Source organism: Paenibacillus sp. J22R160 (assembly GCF_059692135.1).
Genome location: NZ_JCAUAU010000006.1, coordinates 165732 through 190047 on the forward strand (window position 1 = coordinate 165732; position 24316 = coordinate 190047).

General features: G+C 48.4%; 17 protein-coding genes. 3 read left to right on the forward strand and 14 right to left on the reverse strand.

Annotated features, from left to right (window positions below):
• Positions 1 to 37 precede the first annotated feature (37 nt).
• Genes AC58UW_RS16090 through AC58UW_RS16120 form a run of 7 tightly spaced genes read right to left on the reverse strand, consistent with a single transcriptional unit; the run spans position 38 to position 11934 of the window.
• Positions 38 to 1435 carry a PP2C family protein-serine/threonine phosphatase gene (locus tag AC58UW_RS16090; protein WP_497421658.1) on the reverse strand — a complete coding sequence of 466 codons (1398 nt, stop codon included), beginning with the start codon at positions 1433 to 1435 and terminating at the stop codon, positions 38 to 40.
• A gap of 45 nt (positions 1436 to 1480) precedes the next feature.
• A complete protein-coding gene (locus AC58UW_RS16095) occupies positions 1481 to 1816 on the reverse strand; it encodes an STAS domain-containing protein (RefSeq protein WP_497421659.1) in 336 nt (111 codons plus the stop codon).
• The gene (locus AC58UW_RS16100; RefSeq protein WP_497421660.1) at positions 1813 to 2250 is read right to left on the reverse strand and encodes an ATP-binding protein; all 438 of its coding nucleotides are present in this window, start codon (positions 2248 to 2250) and stop codon (positions 1813 to 1815) included. Before AC58UW_RS16100 ends, AC58UW_RS16095 begins: the two co-directional genes overlap by 4 nt.
• Before the next feature lie 37 nt (positions 2251 to 2287).
• The gene (locus AC58UW_RS16105; RefSeq protein ID WP_497421661.1) at positions 2288 to 5347 is read right to left on the reverse strand and encodes a HEAT repeat domain-containing protein; all 3060 of its coding nucleotides are present in this window, start codon (positions 5345 to 5347) and stop codon (positions 2288 to 2290) included.
• A gap of 23 nt (positions 5348 to 5370) precedes the next feature.
• A complete protein-coding gene (locus AC58UW_RS16110) occupies positions 5371 to 5907 on the reverse strand; it encodes a GNAT family N-acetyltransferase (protein WP_497421662.1) in 537 nt (178 codons plus the stop codon).
• Positions 5885 to 8668, reverse strand: a complete 2784-nt coding sequence (locus AC58UW_RS16115) for an adenylate/guanylate cyclase domain-containing protein (RefSeq protein ID WP_497421663.1) — start codon at positions 8666 to 8668, stop codon at positions 5885 to 5887. Before AC58UW_RS16115 ends, AC58UW_RS16110 begins: the two co-directional genes overlap by 23 nt.
• A 17-nt stretch (positions 8669 to 8685) precedes the next feature.
• Complete coding sequence (locus AC58UW_RS16120) at positions 8686 to 11934, reverse strand: stalk domain-containing protein (protein ID WP_497421664.1); 3249 nt, start codon at positions 11932 to 11934, stop codon at positions 8686 to 8688.
• 275 nt (positions 11935 to 12209) lie between these two features.
• Here AC58UW_RS16120 and AC58UW_RS16125 point away from each other — a divergent pair, with 275 nt between their 5' ends.
• Both AC58UW_RS16125 and AC58UW_RS16130 read left to right on the forward strand, forming a co-directional pair.
• Positions 12210 to 12596: a DUF4280 domain-containing protein gene (locus AC58UW_RS16125; RefSeq protein ID WP_497421665.1), complete on the forward strand. Its 387-nt coding sequence runs from the start codon at positions 12210 to 12212 to the stop codon at positions 12594 to 12596.
• Between the two features lie 75 nt (positions 12597 to 12671).
• A complete protein-coding gene (locus AC58UW_RS16130) occupies positions 12672 to 14324 on the forward strand; it encodes an MORN repeat-containing protein (protein ID WP_497421666.1) in 1653 nt (550 codons plus the stop codon).
• Positions 14325 to 14467: 143 nt separating this feature from the next.
• Here the strand turns inward: AC58UW_RS16130 and AC58UW_RS16135 are convergent, their stop codons facing one another.
• A complete protein-coding gene (locus AC58UW_RS16135) occupies positions 14468 to 16342 on the reverse strand; it encodes a S8 family serine peptidase (protein WP_497421667.1) in 1875 nt (624 codons plus the stop codon).
• 73 nt (positions 16343 to 16415) lie between these two features.
• Positions 16416 to 17456, reverse strand: coding sequence for a hypothetical protein (locus AC58UW_RS16140; protein WP_497421668.1), 1041 nt, complete (start codon positions 17454 to 17456; stop codon positions 16416 to 16418).
• Between the two features lie 125 nt (positions 17457 to 17581).
• Here AC58UW_RS16140 and AC58UW_RS16145 point away from each other — a divergent pair, with 125 nt between their 5' ends.
• A complete protein-coding gene (locus tag AC58UW_RS16145) occupies positions 17582 to 18139 on the forward strand; it encodes a hypothetical protein (protein ID WP_497421669.1) in 558 nt (185 codons plus the stop codon).
• A gap of 258 nt (positions 18140 to 18397) precedes the next feature.
• On the opposite strand, the gene AC58UW_RS16150 is transcribed toward AC58UW_RS16145, so the two are convergent.
• The 5 genes from AC58UW_RS16150 to AC58UW_RS16170 form a co-directional block, all read right to left on the reverse strand.
• A complete protein-coding gene (locus AC58UW_RS16150; protein WP_497421781.1) occupies positions 18398 to 19603 on the reverse strand; it encodes an anhydro-N-acetylmuramic acid kinase in 1206 nt (401 codons plus the stop codon).
• Positions 19603 to 21255: a beta-N-acetylhexosaminidase gene (gene nagZ, locus AC58UW_RS16155; RefSeq protein WP_497421670.1), complete on the reverse strand. Its 1653-nt coding sequence runs from the start codon at positions 21253 to 21255 to the stop codon at positions 19603 to 19605. The genes AC58UW_RS16150 and nagZ overlap by 1 nt, the downstream gene beginning before the upstream one ends.
• 170 nt (positions 21256 to 21425) lie before the next feature.
• The gene (locus AC58UW_RS16160) at positions 21426 to 22343 is read right to left on the reverse strand and encodes an N-acetylglucosamine kinase (protein ID WP_497421671.1); all 918 of its coding nucleotides are present in this window, start codon (positions 22341 to 22343) and stop codon (positions 21426 to 21428) included.
• Between the two features lie 29 nt (positions 22344 to 22372).
• On the reverse strand, positions 22373 to 23515 hold the full coding sequence (locus tag AC58UW_RS16165) for an exo-beta-N-acetylmuramidase NamZ family protein (protein ID WP_497421672.1): 1143 nt from the start codon (positions 23513 to 23515) through the stop codon (positions 22373 to 22375).
• A 92-nt stretch (positions 23516 to 23607) separates the two neighbouring features.
• Positions 23608 to 24315, reverse strand: a complete 708-nt coding sequence (locus tag AC58UW_RS16170) for a PIG-L deacetylase family protein (RefSeq protein ID WP_497421673.1) — start codon at positions 24313 to 24315, stop codon at positions 23608 to 23610.
• Position 24316 lies beyond the last annotated feature (1 nt).

Genomic DNA, 24316 nt, shown 5'->3' on the forward strand with positions numbered 1-24316 from the left:
TCTAATTTCACTATATCATACCTGTGGATCTTTGAGGTTACATTTTGTTTGGTTTTCGATCTACGATGAGCACGGCAATATCATCCGATTGGATAGCACCATTTGCGAAGCGGTCGACATCCTGGGTCATTCGTTCCAATAGCTGCGTCGGCTGGCTGGACAATTCCCTTTTTAAAAGTTCATGAAGACGTAAGAAGCCATATTGCTCCTGCCTTCGGTCCTCGGCTTCCGTAATACCATCCGTATACATAATAAGGCGGTCACCCCGGTCAAGCGTCATTTCGTTATCTGCATAAAACATGTCATCCATGACACCAAGCGGAAGCCCCTTTCTCCCCTTCAGCTGCTCCACATCTCCGTTCTCACGGACTACGTATGGCGGACAATGGCCGCCGTCGCTGTACTGCAAACGCCCCGTGCATACATCAAGCACACCGCAGAAAATCGTTGCAAACATCGTAGAATCGTCCTTATATAGCTCTTGATTAACGGCGGTAAGCAACTCTCCCGGCGACATGTCCGGCGACATTTTACCCTTGAGCAGAGTCATCGTAACCGCCATAAACAACGCTGCAGGAATTCCTTTATCCGATACGTCTCCTAAAACGAAAAACAGCTTATCTTCACCAAGTCGAAAATAATCATAGAAATCCCCGCCAACCTCACGCGCCGGACGAATATAGGCCTGCGCTTCTGCCGTAATCTCATTCGCTTCGCCGAGATCTGACCCTGAACTTCTGGTCATGTACAAGCCTTGGCGTGGCAAGAAGCCCATTTGAATGTCCGTTGCGATGCGCAGCTCGCTTTCCATTCGTTCCTTGGCGGCTGTCGTCTTCTCCAGCACATCGTAGAGCATAGCATTCTCCAAAGATGCCGCGATCGGAGATGCAATGGACTCTAGAAGATGCAAGTCACGGTCGGTAAAATGCACATCATCGCGCTTATTCAGCACCTGCAGGACGCCGATAATTTTACCTTTGCTAGCAAGCGGCACGCAAAGCATGCTGCGAGTCGGGTAATCGACACGCCTCGCAACCTTGGAGGACCAGCGTTCGTCCTGCGCCGCATCGTCGATTTTGACCGATTGACCGGTCTGGGCCACCCAGCCGGCGATGCCTTCGCCGATTTTGAGGCGAATCTCGCGGACTTCATCGCCCTTTTCACCAAGCGCAAGGTCGAAAAACAGCTCTCCCTTTTCCTCGTCAACCAAGATGACGGAAGACGCTTCTGCATTCATGATGCGGGAGGAGGTCTCCATGATTTTGATCAGCAAATCCTGCTTCTGAATCGTCGAATTCACTTCCAAGCTGACATCGAACAGCTGCATCGTCCGCTGAAGCTCCAGCTCAGCCGTCTTGCGCCTTCGCTCGCTGAGCTGCCATACGATACCAATCACCAAACAGACAAGAAGAAGAACACCTGCGACGATATTCATCAAATGCGCCTCCCCAGCTCTTGGACCAATCCTTTGTTTATTGGGCTAAGAAATGGCATGGATCGCATCTGCTTCCTTGTCATAAATCGAAAAAATGGAGCTAAACCCTGACATGTCGAAGACCTCTTTGACATTCTCATTCATACGCGCAAGCGCCAGCTTGCCTTGAATGACCTTGATCATTTTGGCTGCGGACAACAAGCTTCTAAGTCCTGCAGAGCTAACATACTCAAGTCCTTGCAGATCAAATACAAACTTGCCCTTCCCCTGCTCGACCAGCTTTGCGAAAGCTGCTTCCAAGCTCGTTGACGTATTTGCATCCAACCTGCCATTTAGGCTCAACAGGACGATATCCCCCTGTATGTTCTCAGTAATATTCATGATATTCCCTCCTCCTGAACTCGCCGTTTTGTCATCATCAGTACATTTTCTTCATTCAAACGCTCATAGCGGATATCATCCACTACTTGTCTCACGAAGTGAATGCCAAGACCGCCGATCCCACGCTCGTCCATACTAAGATCAACCCTGGGGCTTGCCTTGAGCAGTGGATTAAAGGGCACTCCGTGATCTGTCAGGCAAAGCTCCCAGCCATCTGCAGCAGCCCCAATGTCGATACGGATCGTATGCATAGAGCGTTCTTCCGGGGGATGCCCGTAGAGAATGATGTTTGTTACAAGCTCGTCGCAGACCAAATTCAGTTGGAATAACGTCTGATCATCCAAACCCATCGCTGGGGCCAGACCTTTTAAGAATGCGCCTAGCCGCTCAAGCTCCTTCAGATCATTGCTTAACACGATGGTCTCTACTGACACGTTCATCCCACCCTCTCTGCTCAACTATCTAGCTAGCCTACGCCATTTTCAATAGCATATTTTCCAGCAAACGGACGCGTGCACTTGATGCATGCAGCAGCCCGATGCCGATCTCCGGATACAATCTCACCAGTCGGGAGAGACTTTCACCTTGCAGCGCAAGCACACGCACTTCATCGAAAATGGCCTGCGCCGTAATCGAGGATGGCGATCCGTCCAGAGCTGTCGTTTCCCCGAATGCTTGTTTAGGTCCCAGAACACCAATCGTTCCTGTCTCGCCTACACCCGTCTCATTGCTTAGCTCAACGTTGCCCTCAATGATTAAATACATTGCTGAATTACTTTGCCCCCGGCGCAGTAAATAGGTCAAGTCTTCATGGACTTCTTCCGTCGCAATACTAGCGATTAAACCCAGTTCGTCCACCGACAAGTCAGCGAATAAAGATACCTGCTTGAGAAAAATAACTTTATCCAGCATAGTCAAAAACTTGCGCTCTTCTCTCATCCCATCACGCTCCAGTGAACTTAATGCGTAAACCGCAATATCCTTCAGCCAATCGTCCGACCACCTTGCAGCTTCTTGTAATAACACAAGCGGCTCGGTCATCGCCGTATCGCTGCCAGCTGTTCCTTGCTTCAATAGCTCCAGCAGCGCCAAAGCCAATTTGCGATCGCCTAATCCCTCGGCCAGCACCTCAAGCGCATTCTCGCGGACTTCTTCGCTCTCGTCCTTGGTTGCTTCGCGCAGCGTCGCCACAATACGTTCGTCAACGAACTTGGCCATGACGGCCCATGCTCCGCCGACAAGCGCATTATGCAGCTCAGCGCACCGCTGATTCGCAAGCTCCGCTAACCCCTTCATGCCAAGCTGCAGCAAGGCTTCCGGCAATGCGCGTTCTTGCGTAGAAGCGAGCATGCGATTTACGCAAGGTTCAACGAGCTGCGTTCTCAGGTTATTTTCATCGAGCAGCTCAGCAAGGGCTGTAACGGCTGCGTTCCAAATAAAAGGATTCGCATGGTTTACACTGTCGATCAGGGCTGGCAAAGCTGTATCGCCCATATCTACCAAAGCCTGAAGAATGGCTTTGCGCAGCTCCTGGTCCGCAAGCGGCACCATGCTCAGAAGAATCTTAATTGCCTCCACATGACGAAGCTTACCCAGACAAGCTGCTGCAGCTACTTTAACCGCAGGCCGATGATCCTCGAGCAGCGACAGCACCCAAGCGGAATAGGCATCCAGCTTCAAATCCGCTACGGTATGGCAGCCATAGACAGCCCATTCGCCGCCGTTATCGAGCATTTTGATAATCGCCTCGTCACAGGCCTGATAGCTTTCCTCGCTTTCGAGCGCGTAAAGCGCCTTAACCCCTTCATGTACAACCTTTGGATGGTTATCCAGCAGCTTGACGCGAATGAAGAAGTGCGACTGACTTCTAAGATGCGTTGCTTTTGAAATCAGTTTAACGCTTTCTGCTCGCACCTCCGGGTCTTCGTCCTCAAGAAAGGACGCAACCTGTACAAGGTCTTGAATTGTAGCACTTTGGAGATTCATCGCACGCAGCACAGCAATGCGGATTCGCGAGCTTTCTTCCCCAATCATCCCGATCAGATGTGGCAGGAACGCGGAATCCTTTGCCTTGCCTATGACTTCGAGCGCCAGCTCCCGCACGTAATCGTTCGGATGCTTCAAGTAGCCCAGCATGGCGGACAGCGCTTTGGAGCTGCGGATGCCCCCGATAAAAGACTCCGCAATATCAGACAAATCGGCGTGAAGCGATTGCACACTTTTGACCAGCTCACGGATGTACAAATGTCTGCCATACCAAGCGACAAATACGAGAATAACTGCTAAACCTACGCCTAACCAAGCAAGCAGAGAAAGCTGAATCAGACCGAAGGATTGAAGTAACGACAGCAATGAGCCGATTAGAATCCCGCCTGAGGCTGCGACCCCCTGAGCAAAATAACGGTAGCCGTCCCGTTTGGAGATGGGCATCATTTTGAAAAAAAGCTGATAACAAGGCTCTGCAATGTAATACAGCAAGATATAGAAGACGGCATAGGAGCCCGAAACCAGCGCCAGTCCAAGAGACTGATTGATAAATAAAGCCGTCAGCCCGAATCCGCCGAAGAACAGCACAGTAATGGCGAGCAGCATATTGCTTGCTCCTAGCCAATTCATTAAGCGCGTAGACACTGTTTGCAGCAAAAGGCAGAACGTAAATTGGATAGCCGTAATTAAGCCGTAATAAGAGGTTAAATCGCCCTCTAGTGGAAACTTGGCTTCCGCCGCGGTAAAGTACTGATACTCGATCATGAAATACACGGCCGGCATCAATGTCATTAACGCAACAGCACACAGTAAGAACGGGCTGCGCAGCATCTGCTTCGCATAGTAGCCGGCTGGCAGTTGCTTTTCTTCTTGTGCATGACCCATTCCGCTCTGGTTTTTCAGTCGCAGGTCTTCTTTTAACGTTAAAGGCACCAAGTAACGCGACAGCGCCTTACGAAAAAAGACAAAGCCGAACACCATCAACACCGGAGCGAGCGCATAGACGGCCTCTGTTCCGAGCAGCTTGCCGATTTGATGAGCGATCAAGCCGGCGGTAATCCCGCCTGTCGTCGTGGAAGCGATGAACACTGGCATCAATCTTTTGGCTTGCTGAGTAGGGCATAAGTCAAAGGCTGTACTCCATAAAAGCAGCGTCAGCTGCCTGACAACAAAGTTGGAGGAAAGGAACAAAATGGGATAATAAAAGCGGAAATCGATACCCCCCAGCTTGAAACCCAGCAGCACCGCACCGTTCAACGCTAGTAAACCGATCATCAACAGATAGAGCGTCGTCATCATTTTGGCCTTCGGCAAACGGTTGGCCAGCTTCGCCAAAAGCCAGCCCTCCAGAGGCATGATGGCCGCTTCAGCAATATAGATATAGGGCAAATACTGCACGCCGAATCTCTGGTTAAAAAGGGCCATGAACGCCGTATAGTTCAATGACTCCGCAATCCCGCTAAAATAAAAGATCGGCAGCATCATCCACAACTTACGGATATCTTCCGTCCGCAGACCCATCCATCTGGTTAAGCTTCCTTGCATATCATCAGGTCCAATCTATCAGTTCATTTGTCATCGATAAGTGGTTTATAGAAAGCTAATCGTGCTTCGCCATCATAGTAATAATTCGGATAAGTGCCGATGAGTTCGAAGCCGCTGGCCCGGAACATTTTTTGAATAGGCTGATATTCGGGTAAATCGCATGTATACGTAAGTATGTAGCGCCCTCCCGCTTCTCTCGAGAACGTTTCTAGCACTTGGTACAAAATTTTCGCAAAACCATGCCTGCGGTAATCGCGATGCACAGCTAAGTAATCCCATAAATAGCCACCGGACTGATGCTCATTCTCCTTGCAGCTGGTCACCGCAATGATCTCTCCTGCTTCATTCTCAATGAACCAATGCCAATGATTGCGGTGTGTCAAGCTAAGCAGGGGAGCATTGCGAAAATGCTCTAACTCTCCTGGTGTATGCCTTTGATCATCAAATGATGAGGAGGATAAATAAAATTCAGTAATTCGGCGTGCGTCTTTCTCCGTAGTCAGCTCCTGCACTTGCATGTCAAGTTCGCCTCTTTCATCATGAAACCGATAATGTGCCATTCCACTCTGCTGTCGTGCCGTGTTGGAAATACTCATCGCAAATATAGAAGTACAACTGTGCCGCCTTATCCTGACGATTCTGTTTAATGACCATCAAGAAGGCTTCCCTTGCATCATAGAAACGCCCTACCTGGTAATACGTAACAGCCTGCTCGAATAGCGTCTTGGTCTTCTCCTTCAGTACCCGAATCGTATCAGGATCGCCTTGATAAACGTCGAACAATCGAAGCGGCTCCTTCACCCCTTCTACCTGTATTAATCCCAGGTTCCGGTATTGGAAGGCTGCCGTCTGTTGCAGGGATTGCACCACATGATCGGTAATGAGAATTGAAGCGCCAAGGGGCTCCGTCATTTTCTCCAGCATACTTGCCACATTCACACCATCAGAGATCACATTGCCCTCTAGACGCTGCTGCTCGCCGATGATTCCAAGACGAAGCGGTCCTTTATGCAGGCCGATACCGAAATCAAGCGGCGAATAACCGACTTTTGCCCGATGCGAATTGTAAAGATCCAATTCCTTGCGCATCTCAATGCACGCTAGCAGCGCTTCATCCGCTTGATTCGGGAATAGCGCCATGAAGCCTGCGCCCAAGTACTTATTCATAAGACCTTGATGCTTGCGGACATAAGGCCCGAATCGGCTAAGGAACGAATTGACGAAGTTGAAGTTCTCTTCCGGCGTCAGCTTTTTGGAGAGCAGATAGAAGCTGCGGATGTTAAAAATCAAAATCGACATATTCTTCTCCACTTGATCGCCCAGTTCAACCTCCAGAATGCTTTCCTTGTTCAGGAACCGCAAAAACTGCTGCGGAACGAAGCGATAGTAGGACTGGCTAAAGTTCTCTACCTTGGTAATATAGTCCCGGATGCGCGCTGCCATCGTATTGACGCTGTCGCCCAAATCTGACACCTCGTCGCGCGTATTAATCGTAACGACCGTATCCCAATTGCCTTTGGCGATCTCGCCAACGCTGTTGCGCAGCTTCCGAATCGAAGAGAGCAGCACATAAGTCATAATTACGAGAACAAGCAGCAAACCAATTGAAATGAGCGCAATATTGCGGATAATCGATTGGAGTACCGTTTGGCGATGCTTGAGGATGCCATCCAGGTTTTTACTCGTTTCGAAGACACCGACAATTTTCCCCGCTGAGTTAAAAATAGGGGCAATCGCATAGCGCCACTCGCCGGAGAAATCCTGCCACTGCCCTGTGGCTGGCTTGCCTTCGAGGACAACCTGCTGATTCTCAGGGGTTTGTTGGAACGGATTGAACATATGCATGCCATCATCGTCTTCTAGAATCCGATAAATGACCCCATTCTCGTATTTATATACAGCTTTGTAAAAGCCTTGATTATCATCACGGGCGTTATTCTCAAAAACCGATTGAATCTTTTTGCGGAAAGATTGATAGGTTGCCCCGTTGTAATCCAGCGGTGACGCCAGACTTTCCAGCTTATCGCCATCGACCAGATTTTGACCGTTTTTGGCCAGCAAAATAAGCTCGCTGAACGTTTCCTCTTCCATTTTCTTCGAGAAACTCTCATAAATAACGGTCGACAGCAGAATCATTGAAGCCGCAATGACCGGCACTAGAATGAGAATTTGCTTCATCATCAAGGGAAGACGACGCTGCAGCAAATTGAAGAAGACAAGTTTAATCGCATACAGCACAAGGATCAGAGCTGCTACGGCAACCGACCAATGTACAAACGAATGGGTTCTTGCTGGTTGGCTGTACAGAGCTTCTACCATGGATGGCGTAATCGTCCCATCCGGCAGGCGGCGATTAATCTGCGTCGATTCTACGATAATAAGGCTGCCATCCTGCGCAATGGAGCTCGATGTGGCATCAAAGGCAAGCTCTATGCCGTTTGCTTTCGCCTTCTCTTCGGTCACAAGACCTTCGATCATGTAAGGCTGTGCGGGATCGAGCCGGGAAATCATTTTGTTGTTAAAATCAATGAAGATCAGACGGCCTTGATTATCAAGATGCAGACTTTCGGGGAAATTGCGTCTTGTGCGATCCAACCCAGCAAGCGGATAAACAAGCTCGGAATGCCCGTCGCCAAAAGCGCGATAGATCTCTCCGCTGCGCGTTGAATAGTAGATTTCTCCAGGCTTAAAGCCGTCTGCCTCGGCAACAAATTTATTTTGCGGGAGCTTTATTGTATACACTGGCTTAGGCTCGGTTGTCTCCTCTTTGCCAATTGGAGCTTGATAGAGAGTTAACTGCTGTACTTCGTCATTGAAAAAGTAGACCATCCCGTCGCGAACCTGAACATTTCGCAAGGACCCCAACCTGTACCGCTGGGTTTGCGCGTCATTGTATTCCTGCGTGAACAAACTGCGGTCGAACTGCCCATCCGGCGTATAACGAACAATTTGCTCGGATTTAACCGCAATCCCATACGGATCTAGCAGTGTACGAATCGTGTAGAGATAACCGAAATCATCGACAGCCATATCGTTAAAACGGTACACTTCCCCGTTCTTCCCGGTCTCACTTGTAATGGAATACTGAAGAACACCGTCCCCATTCAGCTTATGGATCGTTTTCTTCGCGTTGTCAATAACAAACAAATTGTTATGCCCATCCGAGATCGCCTTCGATAAACCATCGAAAGGCATGCTCTTGTGAAAAGGCCATAGTGTGAAGCTTTCCCTGTTTAAGCTTTCCCTGTTTAATCCAAGGTAGGTTCCAGCAGCACCCAGAAGCAGCAGTACGAGCAGCAATGCCGCAATCGATTTCTTCATCGCTCTTTAATCTCCTCTTAATATGAAATCTGAATGATTTGCGTCGGTGCGTTCCAATCAACCTGCAAGCCCAAGGATTCCGCTATGAACCTTAACGGGACATAAGTCCTTCCTTCAAGCAGATAGGCAGGTCCGTCGATCTGCACAGGATCGCCATCAACATAAGCCTTGTCGTCACGAATGCGGCTCGTGATCGTCCTATATTCCGTGCTGACCGTAACCGTAAGACGATCCTGATCCCAATCTACAGCGGCACCGAACGATTCCGATACGGATCTTATAGGTAAATATGCCTGCCCGTTTATTATAACAGGCGGAACATCGAATTTGATGTAAATATTGGGAGAAAGCACGTTGTCTGCTGGAACCGGTTGAATGGTGACCGGCGTGCTGCTATCTACCTCGGTTATCTGCGACAAAGCCGCTGAAACATCGGCCAGGGCCATCTGCTCCTCAGGCCCATACTTGGCCTGCTCCTGCTGCTGCAGCTCCTTCAGCAGCTCCGTCACCTGCTGTTCAAGCTGCTGCTGCACGCCAGCCTCTTGCGGCAGGGCTGCCGCAAGCACCTGAACGGCGTCCAGCTGCGCGAACAGCGCTTCCTTCTTCGCCGTCTGCATCGCCTCGGCGACGGCCCCCATCGAGCGGGTCAGCGTCGCGACCCGCTCCGTGTCCCCCTGCGCGAGCTTCAGCGCAGCCTCTAGCTTCTGCTTCGCCTCTGCGAGCGAAGCCTGGCCCTCGGATGCGCCCGTTTGCGCATCCGCGAGCTGCGCCTGCGTCGCCAGGAGCTGCTGCAGCGCTGCTGCAGCAGCTTGCGGCTCGCCGGCGGCGAGGGCTTGCTCCAGCTTCGCCTGCTGGAGCTCAGCCTGCTCGGCCAGCGCATCCTCGCTGGCCACTTCCTTCCCAGGCGCCGTGCCGCCTGGGGGTTCTTCACCGCCTGGCTCGGCCGGCGGTGTCTCGGTCTCTTCGGACAGCGCTGCGATCAGCGCGTCCGGGTTGTTCACCAGCTCCATCTGCTTGAGAGCTGCCTGGCTGTCGCCTTTCTGCAGCGCCTCCAGCATCCCGAGCTGAGCCTGCGCATCCTTGATCTCGACCGCCAAATCGGCGATCTCACTCAGCTTCATATCCGTAACGGCCGCTTCCTTGGCCGTCTCCAGCTTCACAATATCTTTCTTCAACGTGTCAATCTGCTGCGTCAGCTGTTCAGGCGTTTGCAAAGAAGCAATGGCACCAGGCTTTGTAATTTCCACGGTGACTTTCAGAGCATCCGCATCCCTCTTTGAAAGCGCTGCGGAACTCGTCGGATCGGCTATCGCGCTCGGGTCTACCGCATTATCCATGCCGAACCAGACCGCTCCAGGCACATCCGCTTTATAAAAAATCCCCTGCCCCGATGAAGACATCGTTGCCGAAGCCGCATTGTAGGCCTCAGGGGTCAGCGCGTCCAGCTGCACTTTGTAGGAACCGATGATGACGGTACCGAGCCCTTTTTCCTCATCAGCACCAGAACCGCTCTCGCTGCCTGTCGCTTCGTCTCCTCCCGCCGAGCTTCCCCCATTGGCTGCACCATCCGTGACCTCAGCGTCTGCCGCCGCCAATTGTCCGGCATTTCCTTTGCCCTCCAGAAGCAGCTCTCCAATCGGTTTCCCCTTCGCGTAGAGCATGACCTTCAAGTTGTCAATCTGACTAAGTTTGAGCGTTAATTGTCTCACAGCCTTATTCATTTTGGTGCGTTTGCCGATTGCTCGGCCATCTTTGGTAAACAGGGCATATTCCGTTGCGCCGAGCTTCTTATTCACCGTCACGCTAAAATCACTGAGCAGCGGACCAACAACCGGCTTCAACTTCCAAGAGCCTGCAGGAGCCTTTGGATTTTGCGGTTTGACGGCGGCAAGCCCGTCATCCAGATTGCGATAAGGCAGGATGCCCGTCTTCAACGTCTTTTCAACTGCTCCGCCCGTGTCGATATCCAGATTGCCAAGCGCTGTTTCATAGCTCATTTGCGCCATTAGAATTTGCTCGTCCGCCTTGCTCACGGCTTCTTTATAAACCGCAAGCTCTTCGGTTTTCATCAGGCTGAGTTTCACCTTCTGGGCAGCTTTGTCCAGCGCGTTCACAGCGCTATCCTTATCGCGCAAAGCCTGCGCGTAACCTTCCTCCGCACCCTTCGCTTCCATATAGGAAGCTCTAACGGCTGCTATAACCGATGATCTGCTTTCCTTCTCCTGCAGCAGCGCCTTGTTTTGTTCCATGGTAGCAATGGGCAGCGCATCCCGCAGGTCGTCGAGGTAACGCAGTCCGTCGAACTCCCCTTGGAGCAGAGATTTCGGAATCGGAATGAATCCTAGCAAAAGGAAAAATCCTTCCCAATCCGTCTTCACCTGTGATAACGTCGTTTCATAACTGGCTAGAAACAGTTCCATGTCGACATCCTTGGCCTTATATAACCCGTCAATAACCTTCATACGGCTGCTGCCAAATTTCGAGCTGTACAACTCACGTGTCGTGCTTAGCTTGTGATCAGCTAAACGCCGATCCTCCGTATCTTTCAGCAGACTAACCGTCGACTTAAGCGCACTGGTTATGTAACTTGGCAGCTGCTTCTGATCCAAATTCGCATAATCCGGTTCAAAAGAAAGCTGAACTTTATTTTCCATATCCAATTGAAGCAGCTTGCCCAGCGCCAAACGGCTCGACTTAGCCGTCAATTGCGCTTGTTTATAGACGGATGCCGCCTTCTCCAGCGCCTTCTCCGCCTGTTCCTGCTCGGCGCTGTCCGCGAGCCCGAATTTCCGCTTCTTTTTAACCGTATCCAGCACCGTTCTGGCGTCTTCCCACTTCTTGCGCGCATTCTCTTCCGCTGCTTCATCCTGATAAGCCGTTAAGTACGCTTTCTGCACATCGAACCGCACGGTATTCATCGATTGGCGCAATGTTTCCTGTGCGATATATAGCTGCTTGCTAGCCTCAGGCACCTTCAAACGTGTCGTCAATTCCTGGCTCAAATTACGTGGCTTGGCAAAAAGGCCGGAAGCCTTCGCTTCCTCGCTTTTAACAGCATGCTGCGCTTGCTCGAGCTCCAGCTTTTTTTTCAAAATATCCGTTTTGGCGTCCCGCAGTACGGAACTTATTTTCAACCCTTGATCCATCGCTTCTTTCATGGTTAAAGCCTTTACTGACGCAGCTTCCACGCTTGGCCCTGCCGCCAGAACCGGCGCTGTTGACAGCAGCACTACAAGTCCTAGCCTTACTGCTTTTAACCCTACCACTATGAATCCCTCCGCTCGCATACTACTCTACCTTTATAGTACAATATCTCCCTCACTCTCGCACCCATCATTTGGAGAAACTTAGCGAAAAGAATCGAATAGAGTAATAGATTGATGGTTACCTGCTTTTCTAGTAGTATAAATGTAATAGCGACCCGCATATTTTGACATCTCTGTCTGTTTTCACATACACCGTAAACACTCCCTGCCGAATAGCTATAAGCAACCTAGCCCTTTTCAAATTGACAACCGCATTATAGGAAGGAGAAAAACCTATGGGTAACCTTGTTTGCGGCGGTGCCATGCTTCAATGCTCCTTCGGCGCAGCGCCCAGTTCATTAATGGTACTGCCAGCGAATATGGTAATGACGGCTATGCCAATTGCAAACATCATGGACAATAAGCCGATGGTGAACATTTTGCCGTTCGGAATGTGCAATTCGTTGGCTAATCCCATGGTTGCCGCAGCAACGGCGGCGGCGTTCGGCGCACTGACTCCCATGCCCTGCATACCGGTCACAGCAGCCCCTTGGGCTCCTGGATCGCCAACGGTGCTCGTCGCTAACATGCCTGCTCTGAACAACTCCTCCAAATGCATGTGCAATTGGGGCGGTGTCATCCAAATTCAGCAGCCTGGACAAATGACCATTCAAGTGCCTTAACCCCTTTTTAAAAATCGAACATCCTTCTAGGAGTGAAATCATTTGGAGATTCAGCCGGTCAAAGCCATTGAAAAAGTGCTAAAGCCCGTCGTTGCACCTTTCATTGGACATGTCATGAAAGCCATCCAAACCGTTGGAAGGCTGCCCAAACTAGCGATCATTAAGTTTCAACAGATTCTTAGAGTCATGCTGCAAACGCGTGAGACCTCGTTAAAAAATTATATTTTGATCGGCTCCTACTACGTCTCCAAAAGGCTGCTGCTTTTCATCAGCTTGCTGATTCTCGTCCTGATCTTTTTTATCTTCATACGACCGCCTGCGATTGTGAACAAATGGTTGAACCGGGTTCCTGTTTTGCAGGAAAACACCACGAAACTGACCAGCTTCTCGGGGAATGGTAAAGTCGTAGGTGCCGAAAAAGCGGCGCGTTATGAAGGCGGGCTAGTTGACGGGCTGTACGCAGGAAAGGGCAAGCTGTATCACAAGAACGGCATTCTCGCTTACGAAGGCGATTTTGAAAAGGGGCAGAAATCAGGCGCTGGCTCGCTCTACGACGAGCATGGCACACTGCTGTATAAGGGGGTTTTTGCCGGAGATGCCTACAACGGGGCGGGCACCTTATATACGCCCAACCAGAAAGTGCTGTATATCGGCGAATTCCAAAATGGCAAGTACGGCGGGGCCGGAAAATTATTTGCCCCAAGCGGCGATCTGCTTTACGAAGGCGCGTTTAATGGCGGCCTATACAATGGGGCGGGCAAGCTGTTCTCTTCAGTCGGAATCGCCCAATATGAAGGTGAATTTGCAGCCGGCCAATATAGCGGGGCTGGTAAACTGTACGATACCAAAGGCCTTCTCGTTTATGAAGGCGGCTTTAAGAACGGCAGCTACTCTGGCGACGGAACCGAGTATTATGCTAGCGGCCTGATGAAGTTTAAAGGCCAGTTCCTAGCAGGCACGTACGGCGGTGAGGGTACCGCCTTCGATGACAAAGGCGTGCCCCGTTTCAAGGGCACGTATGTGAGCGGCGCCTTGAACGGCGCTGGAGAAGCCTATGACGAGCTTGGCAAGCTCGTCTACAAGGGTGATTTCAAGGCTGGCGTCTATGACGGCCTTGGCACGGTGTTTGACGCAGACGGCGCGCCGCTGCTGCGGAGCTTTTTTGCAGGCGGCCAGGCCAGCCTGCAGGGCTTCCTCGGTTTGTCCAGCAAGAAAGTCGAAGACTTGCTGGGCAAACCGGCCGAGGTGACGCTGCAGGATGTTAGCGTCATGCTTGCGGGCCAGGAGGCGGCGGTGGACGCCTCCGTGGGGGCTTCGGCTGCTGCTGGCGCTAGTGAGGCAGCAGCTCCGGCTGAAACTCCCGCGCCTCCGGCAGCGGGCGTGGGTGATGCGGCAGCAGCTCCGGCAGGCGTGAAGCTGCTGCTGAGCTACCCAGCCTACCAGCTCTCCCTGCTGGTAGAACCTGCGAAGGGCAACCCGAAGGAGGCCGTCGTCACTTCGCTTAGCATTTGGGGCTCGAAGCCTTTGGCGCTGCTGCAGCCAGCCATCGAGACCGTCAAAAAACGCGGCGAGCCTAACGATGCCGGCTACATCGTGATGGAGACCGAGGTAGGTGCCGGGAGTGGCACTTACACGAACAGCTACTACAAGGGTGATTACCTCTTCACCTTGACGCATTTTGATAAAACCAAAGAGGCCCACCTTCTGCAGGTGAGCTCTACGAAATAGAAACAGTCGGGAGACGCTTATAATGAGCGTCTCCCGACTGTTTCTTTTTTCCAAGTTATTTGCCATTTCCTATAAATTTACATATTTATGCACATTACAGTTTTTATTCCATTAATTCATAAACCTTTCTACTATCTCAAAATTTATTCAGGTAATAATATGTCCTGACTTGTCAAGTTATCATATTTAAATTGTAGTGTATAAGCCCCCAAGCTCGATGTTCCAGCTTTAATTGCAAAATAAAACAAACCAGAACTAACCTTTTTATTTAGTATCTCTGGTTCCGATACCTTTCCTAAATTAATTTCAGTAAAAGTACCATTTTCATCATAAAAACAAATAATTGGATTAAGTTTAGAATCGATGACAGATGTAATGATTTGAATTACTGATTTTTTCTCCACTGATATGTAATACCAATCCATATCTAATGCCTCATGAATATTTGCATTTATTTGGTTAGTATTATCAAGAGAATAAGCCGATTCGATAGAGTCATTCCCTTCATACTTATCATCGTTGTATGAGAAGTTAGGGGTTAGTTTATACTCTAAATTCTCAATATTCTCATCCAAAAGGTTTAAATCAAGTTGGTATATCCCTTTTTCAACACTTAACTTAATACCTTTCGCCTCACCTTGTAAAAATGACGCTTCAATCTTATTTTCTCTTAATAAGTTTATTTTAAGCGGCTTACTTTCATTAAATTTAAGATTATTAAATTCAATATTAATTTCTAAAATGCCCTCGCTTTGAAAGTCTAAGAGGTAACTATTCTTAGTATTATTCTGACCAAGGAGTGCATATATTGTTTTACCATTATCAATACTCAGAGATTGTTTGTTCAGAGTTTTAAGAGCATCTATTGAATCTACACTTAATAAAGCTTCTATATTTAATAGTCCATATCCAGTTTCATTATTCCACCCAATATCCTTCATAGGTTTGGCAGTATTTCTTAGTAGATTTCTAATTTGGTAAGGTTTTAAATCCGGAGACTTGCTTAGTAACACAGCAACTCCTGCTGCCACTTGAGCCGCTGCCATAGAAGTCCCACTGCTAAAAGAGTATCGACTATGAATATCAGATGTATATGTAAGGTTTTCAGCAACAAGATCAATACCATGCCCACTATTTGAAAGAGGAGCTCTTCTTCCACCGTTTTCATCAATTGCTCCAACACCTATTACAGTTGGATAACAAGCAGGAAAGTCAACTGAACTATTATTGTTTCCAGTAGCAGCTATAATAGTAACGTTATGTTGTTCTGCGTATTCAATTGCCATACTAAGATCAAATGAATCCACTGTGGTGCCTAACGCAAGACAGATTATTTTAGCTCCATTTTCGATAGCATAATAAATTCCTTTTATTAGATCTTCTTTTTTACCGCTAGCTCTAGTGTCAAGCACCTTAATAGGAATAACCTTAATATTAGAAGGATTACTTGTATATTGGGCGATATTTACGATAATCCCCGCCACATTTGTACCATGACCTGCTTCGTCATTGTATGAAGATTTTTCATCCAATATACTAGTACCTTGCGTTATATGACTAACTAACTCACTATCATGTAAGTTAATGCCACTATCCAGTACTGCAACAAGAATTGGTGAATCTATCGCTGGAATGTTCATTATTCCTTTAATACCAATTTTTTCAATGAAGTTAGATACATTCCCTTGATTAAAGATCTTTTCAAAGTCATTGGACCTCAGAAATAATGAGTTGTTTATCAAATACATAGGAATTGTTGTTTTATAATTAGAATCAATACTCACAGAATTATCAGCATAACTCAACAAAATATTATGATTATTTTTTGTAACCAATACTGTTCTGTTATCTTTATTCCACTCAATGCTATAATTTAATGATTCTAGCATTGGTCTAATCCTAAGGAGCTTAACTTCAGTCTCTTTATCAATATTGCTTTGTGAATCTGCATGTATAAAAATTGAAACAATGAAATTACTCATAAATACTAGTAGTAATACTATTGAAATTTTAAACATATCATTTACACACCCTATGTATTAAACTACGTGATTAAGGCGTGATAATGATCACGCCTTAAATTGTAATACACTATCTATAAAAGTGATGTCCACCATTTGTAGGTGAATGCCAATGCGGGTAATTTCCTGGCGTATAATAGCTGTTGGTGTAATCGTGTTTAGCGTGTGCGTATGGGGTTCCTGGGAGTGCATTTGCCACTTGCCAAGCATATGTGCTATTTCTATTGAATGTATCTAATGCTAACCAAGCCCTGCTTTGTGCAGCCAATAAAGTAATTGGACTACCAATCGATAATCCACCACCAACACTTTCACAACAACGTGATGCACTATAATGATTTATACCTTGCTGAAAATTCCAAAGTACACTAGACGTTATGGCTATAGATCCGTTTACCGCATTTTGAATTTGTGTACCGTGATAAAGTCCCATATTTTGAGCAATTGCTGTCTGATTATTAACGTAATTATATGCGTAAATTCCTAGTGCTGCAGTCCCTGCACATAATAAGATAAAATCGCCAACAGGTAATGGGCCATCGGAAATTGCAGCAATCAAGCCTATTTGAACTAATCTAGAAGCTAATTGTGATTCAGTTAAATAGACACCAGTTCTTGCCAGAACAGTAACAGCCTCAGCATTTGATGAAGTTACATCAATCTCGGGAAGTTTATTATTCTTTTTATAATAATTATAATAATCTTTAGCCAGAGAATTAATTCTATCTTCCTGTTCTTTACTTAAACCTTCAATACCTTCAGCTTCTTGTCTAACATCCTTTGATTTTAATAACTGTTTATATGAATCTTTTTGTTCTAACTGACTAAAAACGTCAAGACTAGTAGATTTATTCTTGCTTTCTTTAACAATTAATCTTAAATCGGAAATGACCTCATTTAACTTTGGATTCTCCTTATAATCGTTATCTGATAATGAATTAATTAAATCATTCAACTCAGAGATACCAAAGTAAGTGTTTGCAAAATCGCTCTTCTGTGTGCCTTCTTCCTTAGCTGATGCTACAGATAATGCTGAAAAGACTAATATTATAGCCATTAAAATAATAAATAAGTTTTTAATTTTTAGCATAACTAAAATTCCTCTTTTCATATAAGAATAGCTACTGGCCAGTAGACTACCAAATTATACATATATTGTAATTTATAATCAATATAAAATGTATTTTTTGGAAAATATGATACAATATTGATATTAATAGTGGAGGAGATGAAGATTTGAAAGAAGAGAAGTTTAAATCTGATTGGGAAGTACATCAAAGAATTGAAAACCTTGCAATCGACGCACTTAAAAAGGGATTAAGTGTAGAGGAAGCACAACAATTAGTTTTGAGATCTAATGAGTATAATGAGTGGCAGTCAATTGAAAGATGCTTTGGAACTGAATATACAATGCAATCCTATTATAGGGATTTAGCAGGGGCTGTTGAATTTGAAAAATATGAAAATAAAGTTAAACAAATTTCAAAATTGGTCATGAGCGAAGTAACCATTGACGAAACTATTAACTATTCTTGGGAATACGAGTATGATCGTCTTTTTAATCAAATAGGGGTTATGATCACACCAGTTGAATTAGGCATACAGATCGGTATGATTAGTCAAAGATTAAATTTAACAGAACCCATTGGCGTGTTGCAGTTTTTAGGATTAATAACAAATAACCCCAGTCACTTGTTACAACTTGAATTGGAAGATGTACTGATTTTAGAAGACAAAGAAAAAGAGATATTATTATACCTTGAGGAATTTCAAAAGAATTACATTAGGAGATAAATACAGACTGACTCCCCCTACTCTAACACTACATACCAACAAATATTCCGCCAGCGACATGTGCAAAGTAAGAACTATACAACTGTCCATCTCTTCAGAATTAAATAAAAAACCTGCATTTCCTACATCAAAAATCCGTCATTCAGCCGAAAACGGCGTGAAGTCGCGATATTTGATGTAGGTTTTGCAGGTTTTTATCCGTTAACAGGAAATCGATTCAGATTTACTGTACTTTTTACATTTTTCTGCTTCATCGTCCTAAGGCAAAGCCAGCTTGCCCATAACAGTCAGGCGTTCCGCACCTGTCGCCGAAGGCAAATTGTTTGGCACGCCGTGAATACAATCGTTGCCCAGCAGGGCGAACAGGATCGCTTCTTTGGCATCGCCGGAAATACCCAGCTCATCGGAGGTAAGGATCGCTTGCCCAGGGAGCAGCTCCTGCATCATGCTGAGCAGTGTATGATTGCGCGCACCGCCGCCGCTAACGATAACTTCCGCTATGGCACAGTGCGGGAAAACAAAATCCTTATAAGCACGAGCAATGGAATGCGCCGTGAACGCCGTCGCCGTAGCGACGATGTCCTCATGGGCAAGCCCGCGCTCCAAAGCGGTCTTGAGCCATGCCGCGGTATACGCCTTGCCGAACAGCTCGCGGCCCGTGGTCTTCGGAGGAAGCTGCGCAAAATAAGGATGCGCCAGCATCTCCTCCAGCAGCTCGGTGTGGACTTGACCACGAGCCGCCCATGCGCCATCAGCATCATAGGTAAGCCGGCCTTCGGACAACTCATAGACCACTTGATCCATGATCATGTTACCCGGACCTGTATCGAAAGCAATGAGCTCGCTCGCATCGGACATTGTAGCGTCCGTTCCCTGAGCCGGAATCGCCGTACAGTTGCCGATGCCGCCGATATTTTGGAGGATACGCCCTTTGGCCGCATCGCGGAACATAATGAAATCACCATAAGGTGCAAGGGGAGCACCTTGCCCCCCTACCGCCATGTCAGCGGTGCGGAAGTCGCCGACAACTACTCTTCCTGTCCGCTTGGCAATCACAGACAAATCACCGATCTGCAGCGTTGATTTCGGCAGATAAGGATCCGCCTCATCCGCCACCGGAATGTGCCACACGGTCTGTCCATGGGTGGAGATAAGATCGATCTCCTCCATTTTCATTCCCGCAGCCGCAGCCGTACTCACCACTGCGTCAGCAAAGCGTTCAGCAATGGCAAAGTTCATACCGCACAAAAGGGCAACATTCGAGTGGTCGATGGAACACAGCTGCTTCAGCTTTTCGCGCATTTCTTCCTCATAGGAGAAGCTTTCGAAGTGAAGCAGTTTCACTTTGGCATCGATCCCGCAGCCATCGATACGGACAATGGCCACGTCGATGCCATCCAAGGAGGTACCTGACATGATACCTGCTACTGTCAGGGATTCTTGATTTAGAAGGGTACGGAGCATCACAGTCCGCCCTCCCACTTCCAGCCTGCAGGATATCCAGCGCCTAGAGTGACAGGCAGACGGCCTTTCATCTCCAGCTCGCCGAGCAGACCTTTGGCTGTGCTTTGCAGCGCAAGCGGACGGCTTTCGTAAGCAGCGATGAAGGTAGAAACCTCCGGCAGCTCCAGCAAATCGTACGGTACGCGCAGCGCGACAACGACCACCGGCTTGCCGAGTGCTTGCAGGGCGCGCACCAGCTCGACCTGCGCCGGATGGAATCGGGCATTGTACGTCCCGATGACGATCTGTTCCGCTTCTTCAGCTGCTGCTAGCACCGATCCCATCAACCCGCCGACCTCTGCCAGCGGCAGCACGCGGTCGATTACGTCAAGGCCGCGCTCCGCAAGCGCTGCGCCCAGACTTGCCGGTCCGGCGTACGCTTCGTCCACGCCGGACGATACCGCTGCGGCCACAGTGACCGCTAGCGTTCTTACACGCTTCAGCGGCAGCAGCCCCTGCTCGTCTTTGACGAGCGTAATGCTGGCTTCGCTGAGACGCTCAGCGACCGCGCAATGCTCCGCGGTCCCTACTTCAGCCGCAGTACCCGACTGCGGCACCAATAACCCGCGGCGCTCCTTGAGCGCGAGCAGCCTCTGTACCGATGCGTCGATGCGCACTTCACTTAGGCGACCCTCCTTAACAGCCTGCTCGATCGCATCAATAGCGCCGATCTGGCGGTCAAGCCTGTGGCTGATCAACACAAGATCAGCTCCAGCTTCAATCGCCATAACGCTTGCGGCAACCGTGCCGTAATGCTCGGCAATGGCATTCATCTCCATGCAATCCGTCATTATGACGCCTTCATAGCCTAGCTCCTCGCGCAACAGTCCGGTTAACACGGACTTGGAAAGCGTCGCAGGCAACTTCTCGGATTCAAAAGCCGGGAAATAAATATGCGATGACATAATCGCATCAACGCCGCCCTCAATAGCTCGGATGAATGGCACCAGTTCCAAAGAGCGAATCCGTTCTTGATCATGCATGATTGTTGGCAAATCCAAATGGGAGTCAACGCTCGTATCGCCATGTCCCGGGAAATGTTTCGCCGTTGCGACAACATTAGCGTCCTGGTAACCTTGCACCGAACGCTGTCCGAATTCAGCGACTAGCTCAGCTGACTCGCCAAATGACCGCACACCAATGACCGGATTATCCGAATTGTTATTCACATCGAGAACTGGAGCGAAGTTCAGGTTGATCCCAAGCGCTCTTAGCTCTTTCCCTGAAATCAACGCAGCTTCATAAGCGGCGTCGCCTGCGTCTTTTACGCCAACTCTTGCTCCCTCTTCCGGCCCAATCGCTCCCGCTGCAAGCGCCATCTGCCCAGGCATCAATGCAACGCCTTCCGTAATACGGGCAACCATCCCGCCCTCTTGATCGATGGAAACCCAAAGAGGTAATGTGCCCGACTGCTCTGCGATTTGCTGCAACTTATCGGATAGTTCAGCTACCTGTACAGTTTGTTCTACGTTACGCGCGAAATAAATAACCCCGCCAATATGATGCTCAGCAATAAGCACTTTGAGCTGATCTGTTGCTTCAGTGCCTTCAAATCCGCAAAGAAGCATCTGCCCAATTTTCTCTCTTAGCGTCATGTTCTGAATCTTTTTCATCTCTATCCCTCTCCCTCAGTAGAAAAACTTCTATCCGCAAATTAAACTCTATATGGCCTTACTCGGTCTTGCTCGGCCTTACTCGGTCTTGCTCGGTCTTACTCGGTATCGTTCTGTCTTGCTCTGTATTGCTCTGTATTGCTCTGTCTTGCTCTATCTCAATCATCCACTTATCTATCCAAACGGTTCAGCGCCATCAGAACAGCGCCGCTAGCTGCATCCTTTTTAGCCGTAATACACGTCAAATCCGGATATCTTTCGCTCAATTTCTGAACAAAAGCATTCCGCACATGGCTATTGTTCAGCAATACGCTACCAACCATCGCAAGGCTCCCCTGCTGCATGGACAGCTTTTCCACGACAGGCACGGCCGTCTCGAACAGCGATACAGCGCTTTTCGCCGCAATAGCCAGCGCCGTTTCGTCTCCTAGCTCACAAGCCTTAGACAAGATTGGCGCCAAGGCTGCGATATCCTTTTTGTTCGTCTCTTTGTTATAGACGAATCCAACGATCCCCTGAACCGTCGTCAGTTGAAGCTGCTCATAGACCATACCGGTAATGACGGTCTCCCCAATCCTTCCATCCTGCGACTGCACGAGAGCAGACAACAGGTCGCGACCGATGCTGTACCCGCTGCCCTCATCATCGATGAGGTGTCCGAGACCGCCGGCGCGGTGAATCTTTCCGTCTTCATTTTTGCCATAACAAATAGACCCTGTTCCCGCAATCATGATAATGCCGTATTCACGATCATGCGCGCCGCAAAGTGCCGTCTCCTGATCGCCAGTGATATATACTTTCCCTTGATAGCCGCATTCTCTTACATTCGCTTCTAAGCGGGTAGTAACGGTCGGATTGCTAACCCCAGCTGCACCAATCACGATTTGTTCACAGTGCTCTAGTCCCCCGCACGCATCGCTGATCCCTTGAAAAATGTCCTGAAAGCTCCGATGGATACTATCCGCATCTTGCCCATTATAATTAATAGCGCCAGATGTAAAGGTATGCACCACTTGACCGCTCTCATCCGCTATTATCACCGCTGTTTTGGTACCTCCGCCGTCTAGCCCCGCTACGTATCTTGTCATTGGGTTACTTTTCACTTCTTCCGTATATTCTATTTGTACAAATGATACTGCTGTTTCATCTGCGCAAAGGTTTGGCTCTCTTCACGAAATTGCTGAAGCAGATCTGGAACATCCACGTTATCTTGACGATATACATTGTCTCCGCATAATAAATCCATGAAAGGTCTTGAGCCCTCTCGGAAAGGAGGCAGGAACGCAAATTGCTCATAATTGTTCTTAATCGTGTACAACAGGGTAATCCCCGTTTCCAGAGGCTTGATAGCACGAGTATCCAACACATGGACTTGAACGCCGCTGCAGGACTCTCCCTGATGCTTGGAGAAACTCGGTTTAAAATAGACCGGACGGAAAACAACCCCTGGCAGTTTCTTTGCATTCATTTCATCCGCAAGCTTCTGCCCGTCTATGAACGGAGCCCCAATAGCTTCAAAGGGAACTGTCGTCCCGCGTCCTTCCGACAAGTTCGTGCCTTCAAAAATGCAAGTTCCGGGATACAGCAAAGCTGATCTAAAACGCGGAAGTCCTAGGGAAGGCATGATCCACTCTTGGCCGGTCTCTGGGAACAGCATGTTTCGATCCCAACCTTCACAGCGAACCACGTGCAGCTCACATTGCCAGTTCATCTGATCATTCGCCATCATCGCGAGTTCCCCGACCGTCAGCCCATAGCGTACAGCAAGCGGGTAATTACCTACAAATGATTGATATTCCGGTTTTAAAATGTTGCCTTCCACGGTCACCCCGTCCAAAGGGTTAATCCGGTCCAGAATAACAAAAGGCTTGCCTGCCTTCGCACAATCTTCCAAAGCATATAACATCGTATAAATAAAGGTATAATAGCGGGTACCTACATCCTGAATATCATAGACAACCATATCGACTTCATCCAGCATTTCCTGGCTCAAACGTTTGGAATCTTTGCGATACAAGCTATGCACCGGCACCTGCGTTATTGGATCCAAGTAAGTTTCTACCAATGCGCCGGCGGCTTGATCTCCCCGCACCCCATGCTCTGGAGAGAATAAAGCTGTGAGGTTGAAATTCTCGTGCAAAATTTGAATCGTCGAAACAAAATCCTTGTTCAATCCCGTTGGCGCCGTAATCAGCCCAAGCCGTTTCCCTTTGAATAGATGAGCATATTGCCCGATACAATCAATCCCATTAAGAATCATAGCTTTCCCCTCGCTCGCTTCTTTTTATTGAACAAACCTCTACCCAAGCCATATTGGTGATAAGCGGCTGCGTGTAGAGGTCGGATAATTATCTATAATTCAGTTTTGAGCACACGCATATTTTCTTCTGGAATCATGAACGTTTGTGCATATTCTTTCCTGGCTTCAAGTCCGCGGACTCTCATCAAATGCTTGTAGTATTCCAAGTACTTGAAAGACTTGCTGCCAGTTACGAACCAATGCGTGGAAACGGCCTCAACCCATAGATCGAAGGCTTCCTGATCGTAATCAACATAGACATACGGACGGTAGTCGACGGCGTCTTCCCAGTTCTCAGCATAATACAATCTCTGTGCAAAATGTGCAGGAAGCTCCCGCTCAAATGTCGGCAAGGCAGCAAAATAGCGGGCATCATTCACGATGCGGTGCGTTGTCATGTGATCCTTGTGCATGCTGTTTTTCCAATGGGTGATGATCACGTTAGGTCGAACTTGACGAATGACATCGCATACACGGAAGCGCATCTCTTGGTTATCCTGCAGCTCCCCGTCAGGGATATCGTCGAAGACGAAGGCTTCCCCGCCCAGCATCTCGGCAAACGTTTTCGCCTCGTTTACTTTCTGCACGCGATATTCAGCCATATCTTGCCCTGCTGGAACACCACGTTCGCCTGCGGTCAGCGCTAGCGTCGCAATGCGGTCCCCTTTCAAGAAGTGACTTGCCAATACGCCTCCAGCCGTTAATTCGGCATCACCAACATGGCCGCCGATCGCTAATATCGTTAACTTTTGCTCGCTCATT

Bases quoted from the DNA above. Each gene is read 5' to 3' on its own strand.
- AC58UW_RS16090 (WP_497421658.1), bottom strand. From the start codon at position 1,435: ATGAATATCGTCGCAGGTGTTCTTCTTCTTGTCTGTTTGGTGATTGGT.
- AC58UW_RS16095 (WP_497421659.1), bottom strand. From the start codon at position 1,816: ATGAATATTACTGAGAACATACAGGGGGATATCGTCCTGTTGAGCCTA.
- AC58UW_RS16105 (WP_497421661.1), bottom strand. From the start codon at position 5,347: ATGCAAGGAAGCTTAACCAGATGGATGGGTCTGCGGACGGAAGATATC.
- AC58UW_RS16110 (WP_497421662.1), bottom strand. From the start codon at position 5,907: ATGGCACATTATCGGTTTCATGATGAAAGAGGCGAACTTGACATGCAA.
- AC58UW_RS16115 (WP_497421663.1), bottom strand. From the start codon at position 8,668: ATGAAGAAATCGATTGCGGCATTGCTGCTCGTACTGCTGCTTCTGGGT.
- AC58UW_RS16125 (WP_497421665.1), top strand. From the start codon at position 12,210: ATGGGTAACCTTGTTTGCGGCGGTGCCATGCTTCAATGCTCCTTCGGC.
- AC58UW_RS16135 (WP_497421667.1), bottom strand. From the start codon at position 16,342: ATGTTTAAAATTTCAATAGTATTACTACTAGTATTTATGAGTAATTTC.
- AC58UW_RS16140 (WP_497421668.1), bottom strand. From the start codon at position 17,456: ATGAAAAGAGGAATTTTAGTTATGCTAAAAATTAAAAACTTATTTATT.
- AC58UW_RS16150 (WP_497421781.1), bottom strand. From the start codon at position 19,603: ATGCTCCGTACCCTTCTAAATCAAGAATCCCTGACAGTAGCAGGTATC.
- nagZ (WP_497421670.1), bottom strand. From the start codon at position 21,255: ATGAAAAAGATTCAGAACATGACGCTAAGAGAGAAAATTGGGCAGATG.
- AC58UW_RS16160 (WP_497421671.1), bottom strand. From the start codon at position 22,343: ATGACAAGATACGTAGCGGGGCTAGACGGCGGAGGTACCAAAACAGCG.
- AC58UW_RS16165 (WP_497421672.1), bottom strand. From the start codon at position 23,515: ATGATTCTTAATGGGATTGATTGTATCGGGCAATATGCTCATCTATTC.
- AC58UW_RS16170 (WP_497421673.1), bottom strand. From the start codon at position 24,315: ATGAGCGAGCAAAAGTTAACGATATTAGCGATCGGCGGCCATGTTGGT.